Genomic DNA, 16008 nt, shown 5'->3' with positions numbered 1-16008 from the left:
GGCGCGCACCATGAATCGACATGTGCTCGACAATCCCGCCGAAGCGCCGGTAAGGGAGCGCGTCTTTGCATTCGCGCTCATGTGCCTCGGCTTTTTCATGGCGACGCTGGATATCCAGATCGTCGCGTCATCGCTGAAGGATATCGGCGGCGGACTGTCCGCCAGCCAGGACGAACTGTCGTGGGTTCAGACGTCGTATCTGATCGCGGAGATCCTCGTCATTCCCATGTCCGGCTGGCTCTCGAAAGTGTTTTCGACGCGGTGGCTCTTCGCGGCGTCGGCCATCGGCTTCACCGTGACGAGCATGCTGTGCGGCCTCGCATGGGACATCGACTCGATGATCCTCTTTCGCGGCCTGCAAGGCGCGCTCGGCGCAGCAATGATTCCGACCGTGTTCACGACCGCGTTCGTCCTTTTTCCCGGAAAGCAGCGGATCATTGCGTCGACGACCATCGGCGCGCTCGCTTCTTTGGCGCCCGCCATCGGTCCGGTCATCGGCGGATGGATTACCGACCAGTGGTCCTGGCACTGGCTTTTCTATCTCAATCTCGTGCCGGGTCTGGTCGTCGCCGTGCTCGTGCCGAAATACGTGCATATCGACAAGCCTGACCTTTCTCTGCTGAAGAAGGGCGACTATTTAGGCATCCTTCTCATGTCAGGGTTTCTCGGATGCCTCGAATACGTGCTCGAAGAAGGACCGCGCAAGAACTGGTTCGGCGATGGCGCCATCATCGTATGCGCATGGATTTCGGCGATCTGCGGGTTCCTCTTCATCGTCCATGCGTTGACGGCGAAGGATGCGATTGTTGATTTGCGGGCGCTGTCCGTGCGCAACTTCGGTATCGGCAGTCTGCTGTCGTTCGTGACCGGCATCGGCATCTTTTCTTCGGTCTTTCTCACGCCGGTGTTTCTCGGTCGCGTGCGCGGCTTCGATTCATTGCAGATCGGCATTGCCTTGTTGTCGGTCGGATGCTTCCAGTTGGCGTCGATTGGCGTGTACGGCTACGCATCGCGAATCATCGACATGCGCGTGCTGCTCGTTTTTGGCCTGATCTGTTTCGGGCTGGGATGCTACTTCTATACCCCGCTGACGAACGATTGGGGCTGGCAGCAACTGCTCCTGCCTCAGGCCTTGCGAGGCATCGGCCAGCAATTCGCGGTGCCGCCCATCGTGACGATGGCGCTCGGTTCGCTGCCGCCATCGCGTCTCAAGTCGGCTAGCGGCTTGTTCAATCTCATGCGCAATCTCGGCGGCGCGATCGGTATCGCGGTGAGCGCGACCATGCTCAACGACCGGCTGAATCTGCATTACCTGCGACTGGCCGAAAACGTGACCATCGGACGACCCGCCATCGAAGACGTGCTCGCGCGCAGTTCCGCGCATCTCGCGGCCGTTGCAGGCGATGCTCTGGACGCGACGCAGGCCGGTCTCGCAGCACTCAACGCGATCGTGTTGCGCGAGGCGCTCGTGCTGACGTTCGCCGACTGCTTCTACGTGCTTGCGCTGTGCTTTCTCGTGGGGATCGTCAGCGTCCTGTTCGCGCGACCTATCGGCAGCGCACCGCCGTCCTCGGAAGCGCATTGAGGCAATCATGAAAAGCAGATATTTAGCGATACTAATGACGGTCGCGCTCGCCGCCTGCGCGGTGCAGCCCGCCACCCACGCCGACTTGCCCGCCACGGTGCGAACTACCGCGCCGGCCGACTGGAGCGTGAACGTGCCGAAGGCCGACACGGATGCCGCGACGTGGTGGAACCAGTTCAACGATCCCGTCATGCACGAACTCGTCGCATCCGTGCTCGACAGCAATCTGGATCTGCAAGCCGCGGTCGAGCGCGTGAAGCAGGCGCAAGCGTTGACGACCCAGCGTCGCGCCGCGCTGCTGCCGCAGCTCGATGCCAACGCAGGCGCTTCGGATGCACGGCAGAACACGCCGCCGCCGCTGGGCTATGTTCGTCAGGCAGGATTCGGTCTTGCACTGAGTTGGACGCCGGATGTGTTCGGCGGCGAGCGGCTGGAACTGCTTGCGTCGCAGGCCCAACTCGTCGGGCGAGAGCATGCGGCCGATCAAATCAGGCTCGCGCTTGCGGCGGATACGGCATCCGCTTACGTGGACCTGCGGTGGGCGCAAGCGGAGCTGAAGATCCTTCAAGATAACCTGGTCATCCGCGAACGCGCGTTGAAACTCACGCAGCGCCGCTTGCAATACGGTCTCTCGACTCAACTCGATGTCGCACGCGCGCAGAATCAGTTGAGCGATCTGCAAGCGCGCATTCCGCGCACGAACGCGACCATTCAGCATCAGTTGAGCTTGATCGCCCTTTATGTGGGGCGCACGCCGGAATCCGTCGATACGTTGTTGCTCGCCGATGCAGGGCCCACGCCCGCGATACCGGTGCCTGCGGAAGGCGCGCCGCAGATGCTGCCATCGGATGCGCTTCTGCATCGTCCGGATGTGCTCATCGCCTATGCGCAGGTTCAGCAGCGCGCCGCCGAAGTGGGCGTCGCGCGCGCGGAGCGTTATCCGAAATTCTCGCTGCGGCTGACGGACGGATTGCTCGCATCATCGTATCTCGGCTTGCCGACGCTCACCGACAACCTGTTTTCGGCGGCGCTGAGCGCAACGAGCCCGATTTTCAATGCGGGCCGCATTACCGCAGAGATCGAGCAAAACGAAAGCCGGATGCGCGAGTCGGAATTGAACCTGCGTCAGACGCTGCTTGAGGCGTTGAAGGACGTTGAAGACACGCGCAGCGACCTTGTCAGCAGCAGCGATCAGACGGCGCGTCTGAGCGATGCGCTCGCCGCGTCCGGAAAATCGCTCGCGCTTTCCACGCAGCTGTATAAAGGCGGCGCGGCGAGTTTTCTCGATGTCCTCGACGCGCAGCAAGCCTATCTGCGCGATGCGGACGCGCTCAATCAGTCGCGCCGCGAACACGCGCTTGCGGCGGTGGCGATGTATCGCTCGCTGGGCGGTGGGTGGAGCGTGACGAATGACGATGGTCCCATTCAGACAGCGATGCGTCGGTAAAACCGCCATGCGTCGTCGAACTCTCTCTGCGCGAAGCGCAAAAGTCCACTAAAGAGCACACTCGCCGTCGCCGTAAACGCGGGCATCAACGCCACCTTTTACGGCCATGCCCGCTCACGACGACGCTACGCGCTTTGCGCCTTCCCACAACTCGCAGGCATCCGCTCGCACGCTCGGTCGCCGCTCGTTTCTCGCGATGATGCTGGCTTCGGCCGGCAGCGCCGTGCTCGCCGGCTGCGGCGGCGGAGGCGGCCCCAGCAATTCACCGGTCGCCGGCACCGCAGGCGCGGCGACGAACCCGGCCGCGTCGGCACCGACCGCCAGTGCTTCTGGCGCCGATTCGACCAGCAGCCCGGCCACGCGCTCCGCTACGTCCGCGTCCAATGGCCTTTTCTACGGCATCAACGGGCATATGGCTTATGGCACCGGCATCTATCACACGATGTCGCCCGCGGCGCAACTCGCCATTCTGCAAGACTTGGGCGTGACGAACTATCGCTGCGACATCGCGGGCGGCGGTATGGCGACCACGCTCGCCGACGCGTTGCAAGGGCCGTTTGCCAATAGCGGCGTGTCGATCCTGCCAGTGCTGAATCCGCTTTCCGCGCAGTGGGACCCGCACAGCACGGAAGCGGCTGCGTACTCGCTCGGCTATGACATGGCAGTGCGTTGCACAAAGCCGCTCAAAGGGCTCGTGAAGTACATCGAATGCGGCAACGAGCTCGACGTGCCGTTGAAGATCGGCGGCGATGGCAGTTCTTCGGCGGACTGGAACCCGGCGTGCTGGCCTTCGTTTCGCGGCGTGCTGCGTGGCATGGTCGACGGCGTGCGCTCGGTGGACCCATCCATTCAGTGCGGCGTCAACGTCGGCATTCCGATGGCTTATCGCGCGCTGCAAATGCTGTGGAACGGCATCTCCCCCGACGGTTCGGCGCAGGGCGTGAGCGGCGCGGCTTCGTTGCGGTGGGACTTCACGACCTATCATTGGTACGAGAGCTCCGGCGACATTCAATGCGGCGGCCGCTATCACGCGTGCGTGGACGTGCTGCAAGTGCTGAAAGACTCGTTCAATGTGCCCATCTGGCTCACGGAGTGGGGCTGGTCCGGTGCGAACGACACGCCCGAGCAAGCCGCCGCCTATACCGGCCGTGCACTGGCGCAATATCATTCGATCAAGGACAAGTACAACATTCAGTCCATCATGATGTACGCGGTGATCGACTCGGACTACGGTCTCATTCAGGAGGACGGGGTGACGAGGAATCCGGCATACGCCGTGTTCAAGAATTTTGTTGCGGCCAACGCGGTTTGACCCGACGCGATGTCGTTCGGACGCCTGATTAGTGTTGCCAAGCGGAACCCGAGTAGAAGTACTGACCCAGACCGACAGTGAACACGAGACAGCCGTACAGCGCATGTTCGAAGCAGGACAGTGCGAGCGAGCGGCGGTCTCGATACGTCGCGGCGAATAATGCGCCGCCGATAGCCGTCATCGCGGGCGCGACCCAGTTCAGGAAGATCAGATGCGCATAGCCGAAAGCCAACGCGGACGCGGCGATATAGCCTCGATCGACGCCGAATAGCGGCGCGTAGCGGTGCAGCAGGAAGCTGCGGAAAATCATCTCTTGCGGCAACACGGACAAGACCGGATATAGCAGAATCACTAGCAGCCAGGTACCGGGATGTTCGCGCGGCAAAGACAGCAATGCATGTGGCGTGAAGTGCCACACGGCGAGCACGACGAGACACGCAAGCACGGCGAAGCGCAGCAGCACGGCTCGTAGTCCCGCACGTAGGCCGCGCCAGTTCCAGTCGTTCTCGTAGACCGACGGCTTCCGGCGGCGCTCGAAGTAGTGAATGAAAACGGGCGCGAGCCAGATCACGGCAAGCAGTATCGCAGTTCGTCGCGTGATCCGGACGAAGATGGGCAAGCCCACATACAGCGCGACGAATTCCGCCCATAAGGCAAGGGGCCGTGAGCGGGTTTCATATCGTTGGCGCGATTGCTCACCCACCTCCAGCTTACTCACGGCGTCGGCGGTGTGCCGAGGTCGGCGGCGGTCTTGCGCTCGGCATCGAACACAATGCGTCGCGCTTCACGATCGTACGCGCATCGCACGCGCGCGCCTTCGACGATATCGCCCTTCAGCATCTCTTTCGCCAATTCATTCTCGATCAATTGGCGAATCTGCCGGCGCAATTCTCGGGCGCCGAATTCCGGCCGGTATCCGGCTTCGCCGAGGTATTCGACAACCGATGCGTCGAACTCCAGATCGATGTCCTGACTGTGCGCCATGCGCTTGACGTGCTCCAGTTGCAATTGCACGATCTGCCGGATTTCCTCGCGCCCGAGCGACTTGAACAAGATGATGTCGTCGATGCGGTTCAGGAACTCAGGCCGGAAATGCTGGCGCAGTACGTTCATCACGCCGCTTCGCACGGAGTCGTCCGCGTCGCTGTCCGAGCTCGTGAAGCCGAGCGTCGCGCGCCTTTGTCCCCCGATCACGTCCGACGCGAGGTTGCTGGTCGCAATGATCAACGTGTTGCTGAAATCGACGACCCGTCCTTTGCCGTCCGTGAGTCGTCCGTCGTCGAAGACTTGCAGCAGCACGTTATAGACATCGGCGTGCGCCTTCTCTATTTCGTCGAGAAGAATCACGCTATACGGGCGCCGTCGCACGCGCTCGGTCAGTTGCCCGCCTTCCTCATAGCCTACGTAGCCCGGTGGCGAACCGATCAGCCGCGACACCGCGTGACGCTCCATGTACTCGCTCATGTCGACACGCAGCATGGCGTCTTCATCGCCGAACACGACTTCGGCCAATGCCTTCGCGAGTTCGGTCTTGCCCACGCCCGTCGAGCCGAGAAAGAGGAATACGGCGATCGGCCGGTTGCGTCCCTGAAGACCCGTGCGCGCACGGCGCACCGCATCGCTGACCGCGCGCACGGCTTCCTCCTGGCCGATCACGCGCTCGTGCAGGCGCGCCTCCATATTCAGCAGCCGCTCGCGCTCCTGCTCGGTCAACTGGGTGACGGGAATGCCCGTGAGCGTCGCGACGATCTCGGCGATCTGCGTCACCGTCACATTGGATGTGTTCGTGCCGATGCGCTTCTTCCATTCGTCCGTCGCATCGTTGAAGGCTTTCTGCTTGCCGGCGATCTCGGCATCGAGCGCGTGCGCACGGTCATACTGCTTGCGCGACGCCGCGTAATCCTGTTCGCGGCGCAGTTGAGCAAGTTCGGACTCGAGTTCGAGAATGGCAGCGGGCCGCGACGTGGCCGATAGATTCACGCGCGCCGCCGCCTGATCGACGAGATCGATCGCCTTGTCCGGCAGAAAGCGCCCGCTGATATAGCGATCCGACAACTCCGCTGCGGCGACGATGGCGTCGTCCTGAATCGTGACCTTGTGATGCGCTTCGAGGCGGTCGCGCAAGCCGCGAAGAATGTTGATGGTCTGCGCGACGCTCGGCTCGGGAATCAGCACGGGTTGAAAGCGTCGTTCAAGCGCTGCGTCTTTCTCGATGTGCTTTTGATACTCGGCGAGCGTCGTTGCGCCGATCAGGTTCAGTTCACCGCGCGCCATCGCGGGCTTGAACACGTTGGCGATATCGAGTCCGCCTTCGCCGCCGCCCTGTCCCGCCCCGACGATCGTATGCACCTCGTCCACGAACAGCAGCAGGGTCTCGCGGTTAGCCGTGATTTCGTCGATGACCTGCTTCACGCGCTCTTCGAACTCGCCGCGATACTTGGCGCCCGCGACCATCGAATTCACATTCAGCTCGATGAGTCGCTTATCGCGCACCGACTCGGGCACATCCCCGCCGATCATGCGTTGCGCGAGACCTTCGACGACCGCGGTTTTGCCGACGCCCGGCTCGCCGATCAGCACTGGGTTGTTCTTGCGCCGACGGGCGAGAACTTCCACCATGGTTTCGATTTCGCTTGCTCTGCCGATCACGGGATCGAGATGACCTTCGCGTGCGAGCGCGGTCAGGTCGCGGCTGAACTTGTCGAGATTCGGCGTGCGGGAAGGTGGACCATCCTTGTTCGGCGGACCGCCCGCGCCGACCGTTTGCGTCGTCAGCCGGCGCAGCGCCTGCGCATCGACGCTCATCTTGCCGAGCAATTGACCGGCGAAGCTGTCCGGCACTTCGGACAGGCCGATCAACAAGTGCTCAGGCCCGATGTAGCTGTGCCTCAACTGACGCGAGGCAACGAACGCGCGGTCCAACGCGCTCTTTAGGCGGGGCGATACGCCTATCGCGCCGCCAGCGGGCGGCGGCACGCCTTCCCGGCGCTGCACGTTGGCGTCGATGAATCGGCGCACTTCGTTCGCGTCGATCCCGATGTTCTTCAGCATCGATTGCACGACCGCGTTATCGGCGAGCTCGTAGAGAAGGTGCTCCGTATCGACTTCCGTACGCCCGAACTGCACGGCGCGTTCAGCGGCGCGCATGAGCATTTCTTTCGCGCTGCCGCTCAGATAGCGCTCGATGCCGACGCCTTCCGCGCTCGTCTCGCGCTCGGGCGATATGTGCTGCGGCGCCGCCTCGGCTTGGCCGGGCGTGTCGCTCATGAAGAGGGCTTCGAAGGGTGATAACGCGCGCTGATGTCGCGTCAGTTGTGCATAGTGAAAGTCGCAGACATTCAGGACGTGCCGGCGGCCATCGCGCAGGACCGCCAATCGAACGGTCGCCGGTCGGGCGCCGCATACATCGCACATATGAGGCATGGTTCGTTTCCCTGTCTCTGAACAAGTGAAGGACGCGCATGCGCGCAGACTCCGAGGGCGCGCAACGTTCGTACCCGCTGACATCGCAGCGCCAGGGGCGCAGCCGACGCGGTCCGTCTATTGCTCGACGAGGACACTCATGCCGGAGCAGTACGATGAAACGTTTCTTGACTGGCTTACAAGCGTTCGCTGGAGGCTTAACGATCGCGTTGTCTATAACTACATTGGCGCAAACGCCGACTCAGCAAGCGCCCATGACTCGCGCACGGGCGCAGTGCGAGCTTCGGGAATTGGAGAGCGTCGGCTATCAGCCGTGGGAAGAAGACTTCTATTACCCGCGTAACCTGCAACTCGCGCAGGCCCGGCTCGCAGCGAAGAAGCGCGCGCAAGGGCTCGAAGGCGTCGACACTTGCGCAGCGAGTGACGCTGCGAAGACGCAGTAAGAGACGCGTTGTATTCACTCTCACCCGCGGTTGCGACTTGCGCGAGAACGTGCGAGTGACCTATCGTTCGTCCCGCGCCGTCGCAAGCGACTATGCTTGTCCCTGCTTGTTGCTGCTGCCATCGCCGAGCGTGTTGCCGCTTCCGCTTCTGTGCGATGCGCCGTCCACTTCGGTCTGCTGTCGTTCTTCGCGCGCCCGTTCGCGCTCCGTCTCGCTTGGCTGCTTGTTTTGCTGTTGAGAAGTTTGCTCGTTCATCGTCACGCTCCGTTGATTGAGAGTAATAGCGCCGCATGCGTCATGCCCGTCGAAGCCGTGATCGCTGGAACCTGGGCATAGGCATTGCGAGCTCGTTGACCGCCTGCGCGTTTACCACTTTGAAATAGCGAAGGAGGGCGCTTTGCCAGGCGGCGGCCCTGCCATCAACCAAACGGAGTCAGTCATGGCCAGACACGCGAATAGCCCGTCGGGACCCGGCAACCCGAGAGCCGTCGAGACGTCGGACATCACAGAGGAAGAAGGGCTCGTCGAATTGTCCAGCAAGGAAGACACGATAGGCGGGACCGAAGGTGCCGGCGTGCAGCGTCGGGAAGGTGGCAGTAACGAAGACGGCGCGGCGTCCGTGAAAGGCGAATGACGCGTTGTGTTAGCGCGTGTGGCCGCTCTTTGACGTGGCCACACGCACGCGAGTGCCACGCATTGCCGTCTGATCATGGATGCGCATGGCGCTCGCATCGCGCGATGCGCTGAAACTCCGACGCGAATTGCAAGCGGTGGCCCTGCGTTGCGTAGCGGCCTAATTCCACGGTCTCGCCCGCGCTGCGAACGAACAGTCGTACGCCTGCGCCGTTCTGCGCGACAAGCAACGTCACCCACTGCGTGTTGAACTGATGCGTGCGCTTACGCTTGCCACATATCGATTCGACGACGAGGACATCGTCCTGCAAGGTCACGAGTTCGCCATCCACCGCATGCCGCGCATAGACGAAAAAGCAGCACCAGATCGCGCAAGCGTGAACGAGCGCGGCGCCGTAGAAGAGGACACATCCGTTCAACGCATGCATGGTCGAAGCAAACGCGACCGGAATAACAGAAAGGCCCGCGCACGCGATAGCGAACGACGCCGGGCTGCACGACGAACGGCGGTAAAGAAGCCATTGCCGCGGGGACTGGGTGTCGGCCATATGCGCTCCACGAGATGTCGGCATGTCGGCGATTGAGAAGCAATCGGCAGTCCCATGCAGTGCAATAAAACGCGATGCAACGGCATGCCGAATGCTCGTTCTGAGCGCCACTGGAGAGCGCCATGACCGACATTCATCACTCGATCGCAGATCCCGCAGTTCCGCATTCCGACTCGCACCACGTTCCTCACGGCCTGCGACGATGGCTCTTCACCACGAATCACAAGGACATCGGCACGCTCTACCTCGCGTTCTCGTTCTTTATGTTTCTTGTGGGCGGAACCATGGCGCTCGCTATTCGCGCCGAACTCTTTCAGCCTGGGTTGCAATTTTTCCGGCCCGAGTTTTTCAATCAGCTGGTCAGCTCGCACGGTCTCGTGATGATCTTCGGCGCGATCATGCCCGCGTTCGTCGGCTTCGCGAACTGGATGATTCCGCTCCAGATCGGCGCAAGCGACATGGCGTTCGCCCGCATGAACAACTTCTCGTTCTGGCTCCTGCCGGTGGCGGCTGTGCTGCTGATCGGGCAGTACTTTTTGCCGGGCGGCGCGATGCAGGCGGGGTGGACCATGTATGCGCCCTTGTCGGTGCAACAGAGCGCGGGCATGGACCTGACCATCTTCGCGATTCACATCATGGGCGCGTCGTCGATCATGGGCGCGATCAACATCATCGTCACTATCCTGAACATGCGCGCGCCGGGGATGACGATAATGAAGATGCCGCTTTTCGCATGGATGTGGCTCATCACTGCCTACTTGCTGATCGCGGTGATGCCGGTGCTCGCGGGTGTCATCACGATGGTGTTGTTCGACCGTCACTTCGGGACCACGTTCTTCAATGCGGCAGGCGGCGGCGATCCTGTCATGTACATCCACCTGTTCTGGTTCTTCGGGCATCCGGAGGTGTACATCATGATCTTGCCGGCCTTCGGAATCATCTCGCAAGTCGTGCCGGCGTTCTCGCGCAAGCCGCTATTCGGCTATAGCTCGATGGTCTATGCGGGGTCGTCCATCGCGGTGCTGTCGTTTCTCGTCTGGGCGCATCACATGTTCACGACAGGCATGCCGGTGTCCGGACAGCTGTTCTTCATGTACGCGACGATGATCATTGCGGTTCCGACAGGCGTGAAGGTGTTCAACTGGACCGCCACCATGTGGCGCGGCTCGCTCACGTTCGAGACGCCAATGCTCTTCGCCATCGGATTCATTTTCGTCTTTACGATCGGCGGATTCACCGGTGTGATCCTGTCCATGGCACCGCTCGATATCCCGCTGCACGGCACGTATTACGTCGTCGCGCACTTCCACTACGTATTGGTAGCGGGGTCGCTATTCGCGCTCTTTGCCGGCTGGTATTACTGGTCGAGCAAATGGACCGGCCGTCTTTACAACGAGACGCGCGGAAAGATTCACTTCTGGGTCACGATGATTTCTTTCAACGTGACCTTCTTCCCGATGCATTTTCTGGGGCTGGCCGGCATGCCGCGTCGCTATGCCGATTATCCGGCGCAATTCACCGACTTCAATCAGATCGCGACCATCGGCGCGTTCACGTTCGGACTGGCGCAGGTGTACTTCCTGTTCTTCGTCGCGTTGCCGACCTATATGCGAAGCAGTAGTACCCAGCCCGTCGCGGAGTCGCCCTGGGATGGGGCGCAGGGCCTCGAATGGACGGTGCCGAGTCCCGCGCCGTATCACACGTTCGAGACGCCGCCCACCGTGGTGTGATGCGGGGCGCGCAGGCGCAGTTGTAAACCAAAGCGGCGAACTCATGAAACATCGTGAGTTCGCCGCAATGACGTCAAAGGTAGGTCAGACGATCTGCTCCAGCGCGCGGGCCACTCGGGCCACGGCGGCATCGATACCGTTCAGTTTGTCGAGTCCGAATAGCCCGATGCGGAAGGTCTTGAAATCGTCGGGTTCGTCGCACATGAGCGGAACGCCCGCCGCCACTTGCAAGCCTGCATCCGCGAACTTCTGCCCGGAGCGGATGCCGTCGTCGTCCGTGTAGCTGACGACGACCCCCGGAGCCTCGAAACCTTCCGGCGCCACGCTCTTGAAGCCCTTCTCGGCCAATAGCGCGCGCACGCGCTGGCCGAGCTCGAGTTGCTCCGCCCGTACCTTGTCGAAGCCGTACGACTCGGCTTCCTTCATCGCGTCGCGCAGCGTTTCGAGGCTGTCCGTGGGCATCGTGGCGTGATAGGCAAAGCCACCTTTCTCGTAGGCTTCCATGATCTGCAACCACTTGCGCAGGTCGCAGGCGAAGCTGGTGCTCGTCGTCGCTTCGATCCGTTCGCGCGCGAGAGGACTGAGCATCACGAGCGCGCAGCACGGCGACGCACTCCATCCTTTTTGCGGCGCGCTAAGCAGGACGTCGATGCCGCTTGCCTGCATATCGACCCACACGGTGCCGGAGGCGATGCAATCCAGCACGAACATGCCTCCGACGGCATGCACTGCGTCCGACACGGCACGCAAGTAACTGTCGGGAAGCATCACGCCGGATGCCGTTTCGACATGCGGGGCAAAGACCAGATCCGGCTTGTGCTCGGCGATGGCCGCGACGACTTCATCGACAGGCGGCGGCGCATACGGGACCTGCCTGCCTTGCTGCACGGGACGCGCCTTCAGCACGACGGACTCGGACGGAATGCTGCCCATGTCGAATATCTGCGTCCAGCGGTAACTGAACCAGCCGTTGCGAATGACGAGACACTTCTTGTTCGTCGCGAACTGACGCGCGACGGCTTCCATGCCGAAGGTCCCGCTACCGGGAACCACGACGGCCGAATGCGCGTGATAGACCTGTTTGAGCAAGGCCGAGATGTCGCGCATGACGCCCTGAAAGCGCTGCGACATGTGATTGAGTGACCGGTCGGTGAAAACGACTGAATATTCGAGGAGTCCCTCGGGGTCCACATCGGGGAGTAAACCTGACACGCTTGCCTCCTGCACTGGCAGAAATAGGGGATTCAATTCATTCTAACGAAAGCCGCGTGCGGCATGCACGGCGGTTGATGGCGCTGCTCGCGGGCTTGATCGCAAGACGGATGCCTCCGCGCAAAGCCGTGAGTTCAACCTATCGAGCATACATCTATCGAAGACTTCGTTCAGGTTCGATGCGAGCGATCGACTGACCGCGAATAGATAGACATACTAACGATTATGGAGACAGACAACATTACCCGCCCGGCATGATCCCTGCGTTAATCCGCGACCGCCGCTAGAATGAATTCGGCTCTTACCCGACATGCGCGGCGATGAACTTCCGTCGCATGCTCGACTCTTCTGCTGTCTTCATCGAACGCTTCCATCGAAACTTTCCATCTGAAAGGAGTCTGGACATGATGAACCGGGACAATCCCGTCTGGCTGATTACCGGCTGTTCAACGGGCTTCGGCCGCGAATTGGCGAACGCGGTGCTCGAACGCGGCTGGCGCGCGGTCGTGACGGCCCGTGATCCGTCGAAGGTGCAGGACATCGTCGAAGGGCATGAAGATCGCGCGATCGTCCTGCCGCTCGACGTGCAGAACCGCGAACAGATCAAGAACGCCGTCGAGCAGACGATGCAGCGCTTCGGCCGCATTGACGCGCTCGTGAATAACGCGGGTTACGGCTACCTTGCGGCGATCGAAGAAGGCGAAGACGACGTGGTGCGCGACATGTTTGAAACCAATGTGTTCGGTCTCGTCGATATGACCAAAGCGGTTCTGCCCGTCATGCGGGCGCAGAAAAGCGGCATCGTCATCAACGTGTCGTCCATCGGCGGGCTCGCCAGCTTCGCCGCGACAGGCTACTACCACGGCACGAAGTACGCGGTGGAAGGCATATCCGAATCGCTCGCGACGGAACTGAAGCCGCTCGGCATCGACGTGATGATCGTCGAACCCGGCCCGTTCAGGACCAACTGGGCGGGGCCGTCGATCAAGTCTTCGGCGACCGAAATCGCCGACTATGCGGCGACCGCGGGCGAGCGCCGCAAGCAGACAGCGGCTCGTAGCGGCAATCAGGCGGGCGATCCGGTGCGCGCGGCGCACGCCATTATCGAAGCCGCGACTGCCGATACGCCGCCGCTGCGTCTGCTGCTCGGCAAGACCGCGCTGGAACTGGCGCGCAAGAAGCTCGACATGCTCAAGCGCGACTTCGACACGTGGGAAAAGACGACGGTGGGCGCGGATTTCCCCGAAAACGAAGCGTAACGGGCCGCGAGTGCGTCAGTCGATGACGCGCAGCGCCTCCGCGAGATCCATGAGCGGCACCGGCTTCACGAAGTGACGCTCGAAGCCGGCGTCCGCGGAGCGCTTGCGGTCTTCTGGCTGGCCATAGCCGGTCAACGCGAAAAGGCGCGGCGCGTGAGCGCCGAGTTGCCGTTGCAGCGCCCCGGCCAACTGATAGCCGTCCATGCCCGGCAAGCCGATATCCAGCACGGCGAACGCCGGGCGAAACTCCGCCGCCACTCTGAGGCCCGTCTCCGGCAGGCTCGCCGTTGCGACATCGAATCCGATCTCGGTGAGAAACGCTTCCATCGCCAAAAGACCGTCTTCGTTGTCGTCGACGAGCAGCACGCGCACGCCGTTGCCGTCGGGAAGCGCTTGCCCGTACGGCAACGGGTCTACCGGCGCGAGCGCATGCGGGGCAGTCGGCAGCGTCACGACGAAGGTGGAACCTTTGGCCGGCCCCTCGCTCGTTGCGGTCACCGTACCGCCGTGCAGTTCGACGAGATTCCTCACCAGCGCAAGGCCGATCCCCAATCCGCCTTTCGCGCGGTCGATGGTGGTTCGCCCCTGCTCGAAGATGGTAAAGAGGCGGGGCATCAGTTCGTCGCTGATGCCGGCGCCGTTATCGGACACGGACACGACGATCTCCGTCGCGCGCGTCACGGCTTCGACGCGGATGGCGCCGCCTGCATCCGTGTATTTCGCCGCGTTGTTGAGCAGATTGCCGAAGACCTGCGTGAGCCGCGTGAGGTCCGCGGAGATCAACGCGCCGTCGTCCGTTACGGAGAGCGACAACGTTTGGCCGCGCTGCTCGATCAGCGGACTCGCGGCCTCGATCGCCCGCGTCAGCACCGACCCGATGCGCACGGGTTCCAGATGCAGCTCGATGGTGCCGCGCGTGATGCGGCTCACGTCGAGCAGATCTTCGACGAGGCGCGACAGATGCGACACCTGGCGCTCGATGATCTCGTGATACTTGTCCGAGGTCCCGCCACGATGTTTGCGGATGAGGCCGAGCGCAGTCGTGATCGGCGCGAGCGGATTGCGTAGCTCGTGGCCGAGCATGGCAAGGAACTCGTCTTTTGCGCGGCTGGCCGTTTCGCGTTCGTGAGCGGCCCGCGCCGCCTGCAAACCGGTGGCCGCGAGCGAGGTCGCCGCGCGGAGGAACGCGAGGTCCGTCACGGTGGGAAACGACGGATCCGCCGAGCCGAACCAGACGCTGCCCTGCGCGGCCGTGTAGCCCATGCTCATGCGCACGAGCCGTTGCGGGCCCGCCGGCGTCGCCTGCAGCACGGCTCGCGGGCCGATGGGCATGCGCCGCCACGCTTCGATAGCGGGCTCCCAGGCGAGGCGCGTATCGGCGGTGGCTTGCGCTTCGGACAGACGCAGGCTATCGAAGGGTGGGGCGTCGGGCAGCAACGGCACGTGCGCGTAGCAGATGTCGAGGCGCACGATTCGCTCGACGGCTTCGGTCATCAGCTCGATGACCGTGCGGCCATCTCGCCCTGCCCATAACGCGGGCAGCGCGAGCAGACCCATGAGATCACGCAGGCTGCGCTCCGCGGCTTCCCGCGACAGCGCATCGGTTGCCCTGTCAGCGGTCATGCTCTTCGAGCGAGGCGTCCGGACGAACGCGCCGCGCGGCGTCGGCGCTGCGACGCTGTTTAAGCTCGCGAATCATCTGCGAAGGCGGCGTGAAGAAGGGATTCTCCTGCACGACACCGTTGATCAGCGTCATCGGGTGCGTGCGCAGCAGGTCCATCAGCATGGCGCCCGACAGCTTCGCTATGTCGTAGACGCAGATGCCCGGCTGGCGGTTGCGAGCGAGCACCTCGTTGACCTCGGCTTCGTATTCGATCAGCTTCGGCGCAGTCTCGATGTCCGCGAATATCCAGTCCATGTTCCCCATGATGCGCAGACGCGAGAAGCCCGCATCGCTGCCGGTGCGTGTCATGTGCTCGACGGCGGCGAGCATCCGGTCTTTGTCGAACACGCCTTCGCGGTTCAGATACGCCTCGCCCCAGGGCACGAGTTCGAGCTGGCCGCACGCCTCGCAGTGCGCCGCATCGATACCGGATGCCGTGAGCCGCGCGCGATGGTCGGCGATCAAAGCGGGATCGATGATATGCATGACCTTTTCGCCATTTTCGACCGCCTCCTTGAAGAAAGGATTGAGCGTTGCGTACTCTTCGTCGCGGCTGTTGAAGAACGCGCAGACGTGATACGCGTCGAGCGGCGTACCGGCCAATTTAGGCGGATGCATGAAGTCCTTCTGGTGGGGAATAGGAGGGGGGCGCGGCAATGATACGCTAGACAAGCGGCACGAGTCCGGTAATTCGTCCTGCGCCTGAGACCGTTGTAACGACGCAAACGCCGGCAGGACGCTCGGCGAGGCGCG

The 16008-nt window shown here is 62.4% G+C and carries 14 protein-coding genes; 7 read left to right on the top strand and 7 right to left on the bottom strand.

The features are described from left to right. Window positions 1-10: 10 nt before the first annotated feature. The 3 genes from JYK05_RS18280 (at window position 11) to JYK05_RS18270 (ending at window position 4344) form a co-directional block, all read left to right on the top strand. Complete coding sequence (locus tag JYK05_RS18280; RefSeq protein ID WP_206468700.1) at window positions 11-1585, top strand: DHA2 family efflux MFS transporter permease subunit; 1575 nt, start codon at window positions 11-13, stop codon at window positions 1583-1585. 7 nt (window positions 1586-1592) lie between these two features. Beyond that, on the top strand, window positions 1593-3032 hold the full coding sequence (locus tag JYK05_RS18275) for an efflux transporter outer membrane subunit (protein WP_206468699.1): 1440 nt from the start codon (window positions 1593-1595) through the stop codon (window positions 3030-3032). Window positions 3033-3138: 106 nt separating this feature from the next. After that, entirely contained in the window at window positions 3139-4344 is a 1206-nt protein-coding gene (locus JYK05_RS18270) for a glycosyl hydrolase (RefSeq protein WP_206468697.1), read from the top strand. Between the two features lie 28 nt (window positions 4345-4372). Here the strand turns inward: JYK05_RS18270 and JYK05_RS18265 are convergent, their stop codons facing one another. Together JYK05_RS18265 and JYK05_RS18260 are read right to left on the bottom strand one after the other, a co-directional pair. Next, window positions 4373-5062: a CPBP family intramembrane glutamic endopeptidase gene (locus JYK05_RS18265; RefSeq protein WP_241269946.1), complete on the bottom strand. Its 690-nt coding sequence runs from the start codon at window positions 5060-5062 to the stop codon at window positions 4373-4375. Beyond that, entirely contained in the window at window positions 5059-7767 is a 2709-nt protein-coding gene (locus tag JYK05_RS18260; RefSeq protein WP_206468695.1) for an ATP-dependent Clp protease ATP-binding subunit, read from the bottom strand. The genes JYK05_RS18265 and JYK05_RS18260 overlap by 4 nt, the downstream gene beginning before the upstream one ends. Window positions 7768-7805: 38 nt before the next feature. On the opposite strand from JYK05_RS18260, the gene JYK05_RS18255 reads away from it, so the two are divergent. Then, on the top strand, window positions 7806-8210 hold the full coding sequence (locus JYK05_RS18255; RefSeq protein ID WP_371826434.1) for a DUF4148 domain-containing protein: 405 nt from the start codon (window positions 7806-7808) through the stop codon (window positions 8208-8210). A 90-nt stretch (window positions 8211-8300) separates the two neighbouring features. Here JYK05_RS18255 and JYK05_RS18250 read toward each other — a convergent pair whose 3' ends face one another. Beyond that, window positions 8301-8465: a hypothetical protein gene (locus JYK05_RS18250; RefSeq protein ID WP_206468691.1), complete on the bottom strand. Its 165-nt coding sequence runs from the start codon at window positions 8463-8465 to the stop codon at window positions 8301-8303. A gap of 184 nt (window positions 8466-8649) precedes the next feature. Here JYK05_RS18250 and JYK05_RS18245 point away from each other — a divergent pair, with 184 nt between their 5' ends. Then, window positions 8650-8844 carry a hypothetical protein gene (locus JYK05_RS18245; protein WP_175942137.1) on the top strand — a complete coding sequence of 65 codons (195 nt, stop codon included), beginning with the start codon at window positions 8650-8652 and terminating at the stop codon, window positions 8842-8844. A 73-nt stretch (window positions 8845-8917) separates the two neighbouring features. Here the strand turns inward: JYK05_RS18245 and JYK05_RS18240 are convergent, their stop codons facing one another. After that, window positions 8918-9391, bottom strand: a complete 474-nt coding sequence (locus JYK05_RS18240; RefSeq protein WP_206468689.1) for a DUF2244 domain-containing protein — start codon at window positions 9389-9391, stop codon at window positions 8918-8920. A gap of 122 nt (window positions 9392-9513) precedes the next feature. On the opposite strand from JYK05_RS18240, the gene ctaD reads away from it, so the two are divergent. Beyond that, entirely contained in the window at window positions 9514-11121 is a 1608-nt protein-coding gene (gene ctaD, locus JYK05_RS18235) for a cytochrome c oxidase subunit I (RefSeq protein WP_175942133.1), read from the top strand. Between the two features lie 84 nt (window positions 11122-11205). Here the strand turns inward: ctaD and JYK05_RS18230 are convergent, their stop codons facing one another. After that, window positions 11206-12333: an aminotransferase class V-fold PLP-dependent enzyme gene (locus JYK05_RS18230; protein WP_175942131.1), complete on the bottom strand. Its 1128-nt coding sequence runs from the start codon at window positions 12331-12333 to the stop codon at window positions 11206-11208. 404 nt (window positions 12334-12737) lie between these two features. Between JYK05_RS18230 and JYK05_RS18225 the strand changes: the two genes are divergently transcribed. Then, window positions 12738-13592, top strand: a complete 855-nt coding sequence (locus tag JYK05_RS18225; RefSeq protein WP_175942129.1) for an oxidoreductase — start codon at window positions 12738-12740, stop codon at window positions 13590-13592. 15 nt (window positions 13593-13607) lie between these two features. Here the strand turns inward: JYK05_RS18225 and JYK05_RS18220 are convergent, their stop codons facing one another. Together JYK05_RS18220 and JYK05_RS18215 are read right to left on the bottom strand one after the other, a co-directional pair. Next, entirely contained in the window at window positions 13608-15215 is a 1608-nt protein-coding gene (locus tag JYK05_RS18220) for a hybrid sensor histidine kinase/response regulator (protein WP_206468687.1), read from the bottom strand. Beyond that, window positions 15205-15873, bottom strand: coding sequence for an MEDS domain-containing protein (locus JYK05_RS18215; RefSeq protein WP_206468685.1), 669 nt, complete (start codon window positions 15871-15873; stop codon window positions 15205-15207). Before JYK05_RS18215 ends, JYK05_RS18220 begins: the two co-directional genes overlap by 11 nt. Between the last annotated feature and the right edge of the window lie 135 nt (window positions 15874-16008).

The sequence above is a fragment of the Caballeronia sp. M1242 genome, assembly GCF_017220215.1.
GTDB lineage: Bacteria > Pseudomonadota > Gammaproteobacteria > Burkholderiales > Burkholderiaceae > Caballeronia.
Note: the sequence above shows the minus strand (reverse complement) of the source record. Positions and strands in the feature narration are given on the sequence as shown.

Coding starts and splice junctions, on each gene's coding strand:
- JYK05_RS18255 (WP_371826434.1), top strand. CDS start 7,806: ATGCGCGCAGACTCCGAGGGCGCGCAACGTTCGTACCCGCTGACATCG.
- JYK05_RS18260 (WP_206468695.1), bottom strand. CDS start 7,767: ATGCCTCATATGTGCGATGTATGCGGCGCCCGACCGGCGACCGTTCGA.
- JYK05_RS18280 (WP_206468700.1), top strand. CDS start 11: ATGAATCGACATGTGCTCGACAATCCCGCCGAAGCGCCGGTAAGGGAG.
- JYK05_RS18220 (WP_206468687.1), bottom strand. CDS start 15,215: ATGACCGCTGACAGGGCAACCGATGCGCTGTCGCGGGAAGCCGCGGAG.
- JYK05_RS18275 (WP_206468699.1), top strand. CDS start 1,593: ATGAAAAGCAGATATTTAGCGATACTAATGACGGTCGCGCTCGCCGCC.
- ctaD (WP_175942133.1), top strand. CDS start 9,514: ATGACCGACATTCATCACTCGATCGCAGATCCCGCAGTTCCGCATTCC.
- JYK05_RS18240 (WP_206468689.1), bottom strand. CDS start 9,391: ATGGCCGACACCCAGTCCCCGCGGCAATGGCTTCTTTACCGCCGTTCG.
- JYK05_RS18215 (WP_206468685.1), bottom strand. CDS start 15,873: ATGCATCCGCCTAAATTGGCCGGTACGCCGCTCGACGCGTATCACGTC.
- JYK05_RS18225 (WP_175942129.1), top strand. CDS start 12,738: ATGATGAACCGGGACAATCCCGTCTGGCTGATTACCGGCTGTTCAACG.
- JYK05_RS18250 (WP_206468691.1), bottom strand. CDS start 8,465: ATGAACGAGCAAACTTCTCAACAGCAAAACAAGCAGCCAAGCGAGACG.
- JYK05_RS18270 (WP_206468697.1), top strand. CDS start 3,139: ATGCCCGCTCACGACGACGCTACGCGCTTTGCGCCTTCCCACAACTCG.
- JYK05_RS18245 (WP_175942137.1), top strand. CDS start 8,650: ATGGCCAGACACGCGAATAGCCCGTCGGGACCCGGCAACCCGAGAGCC.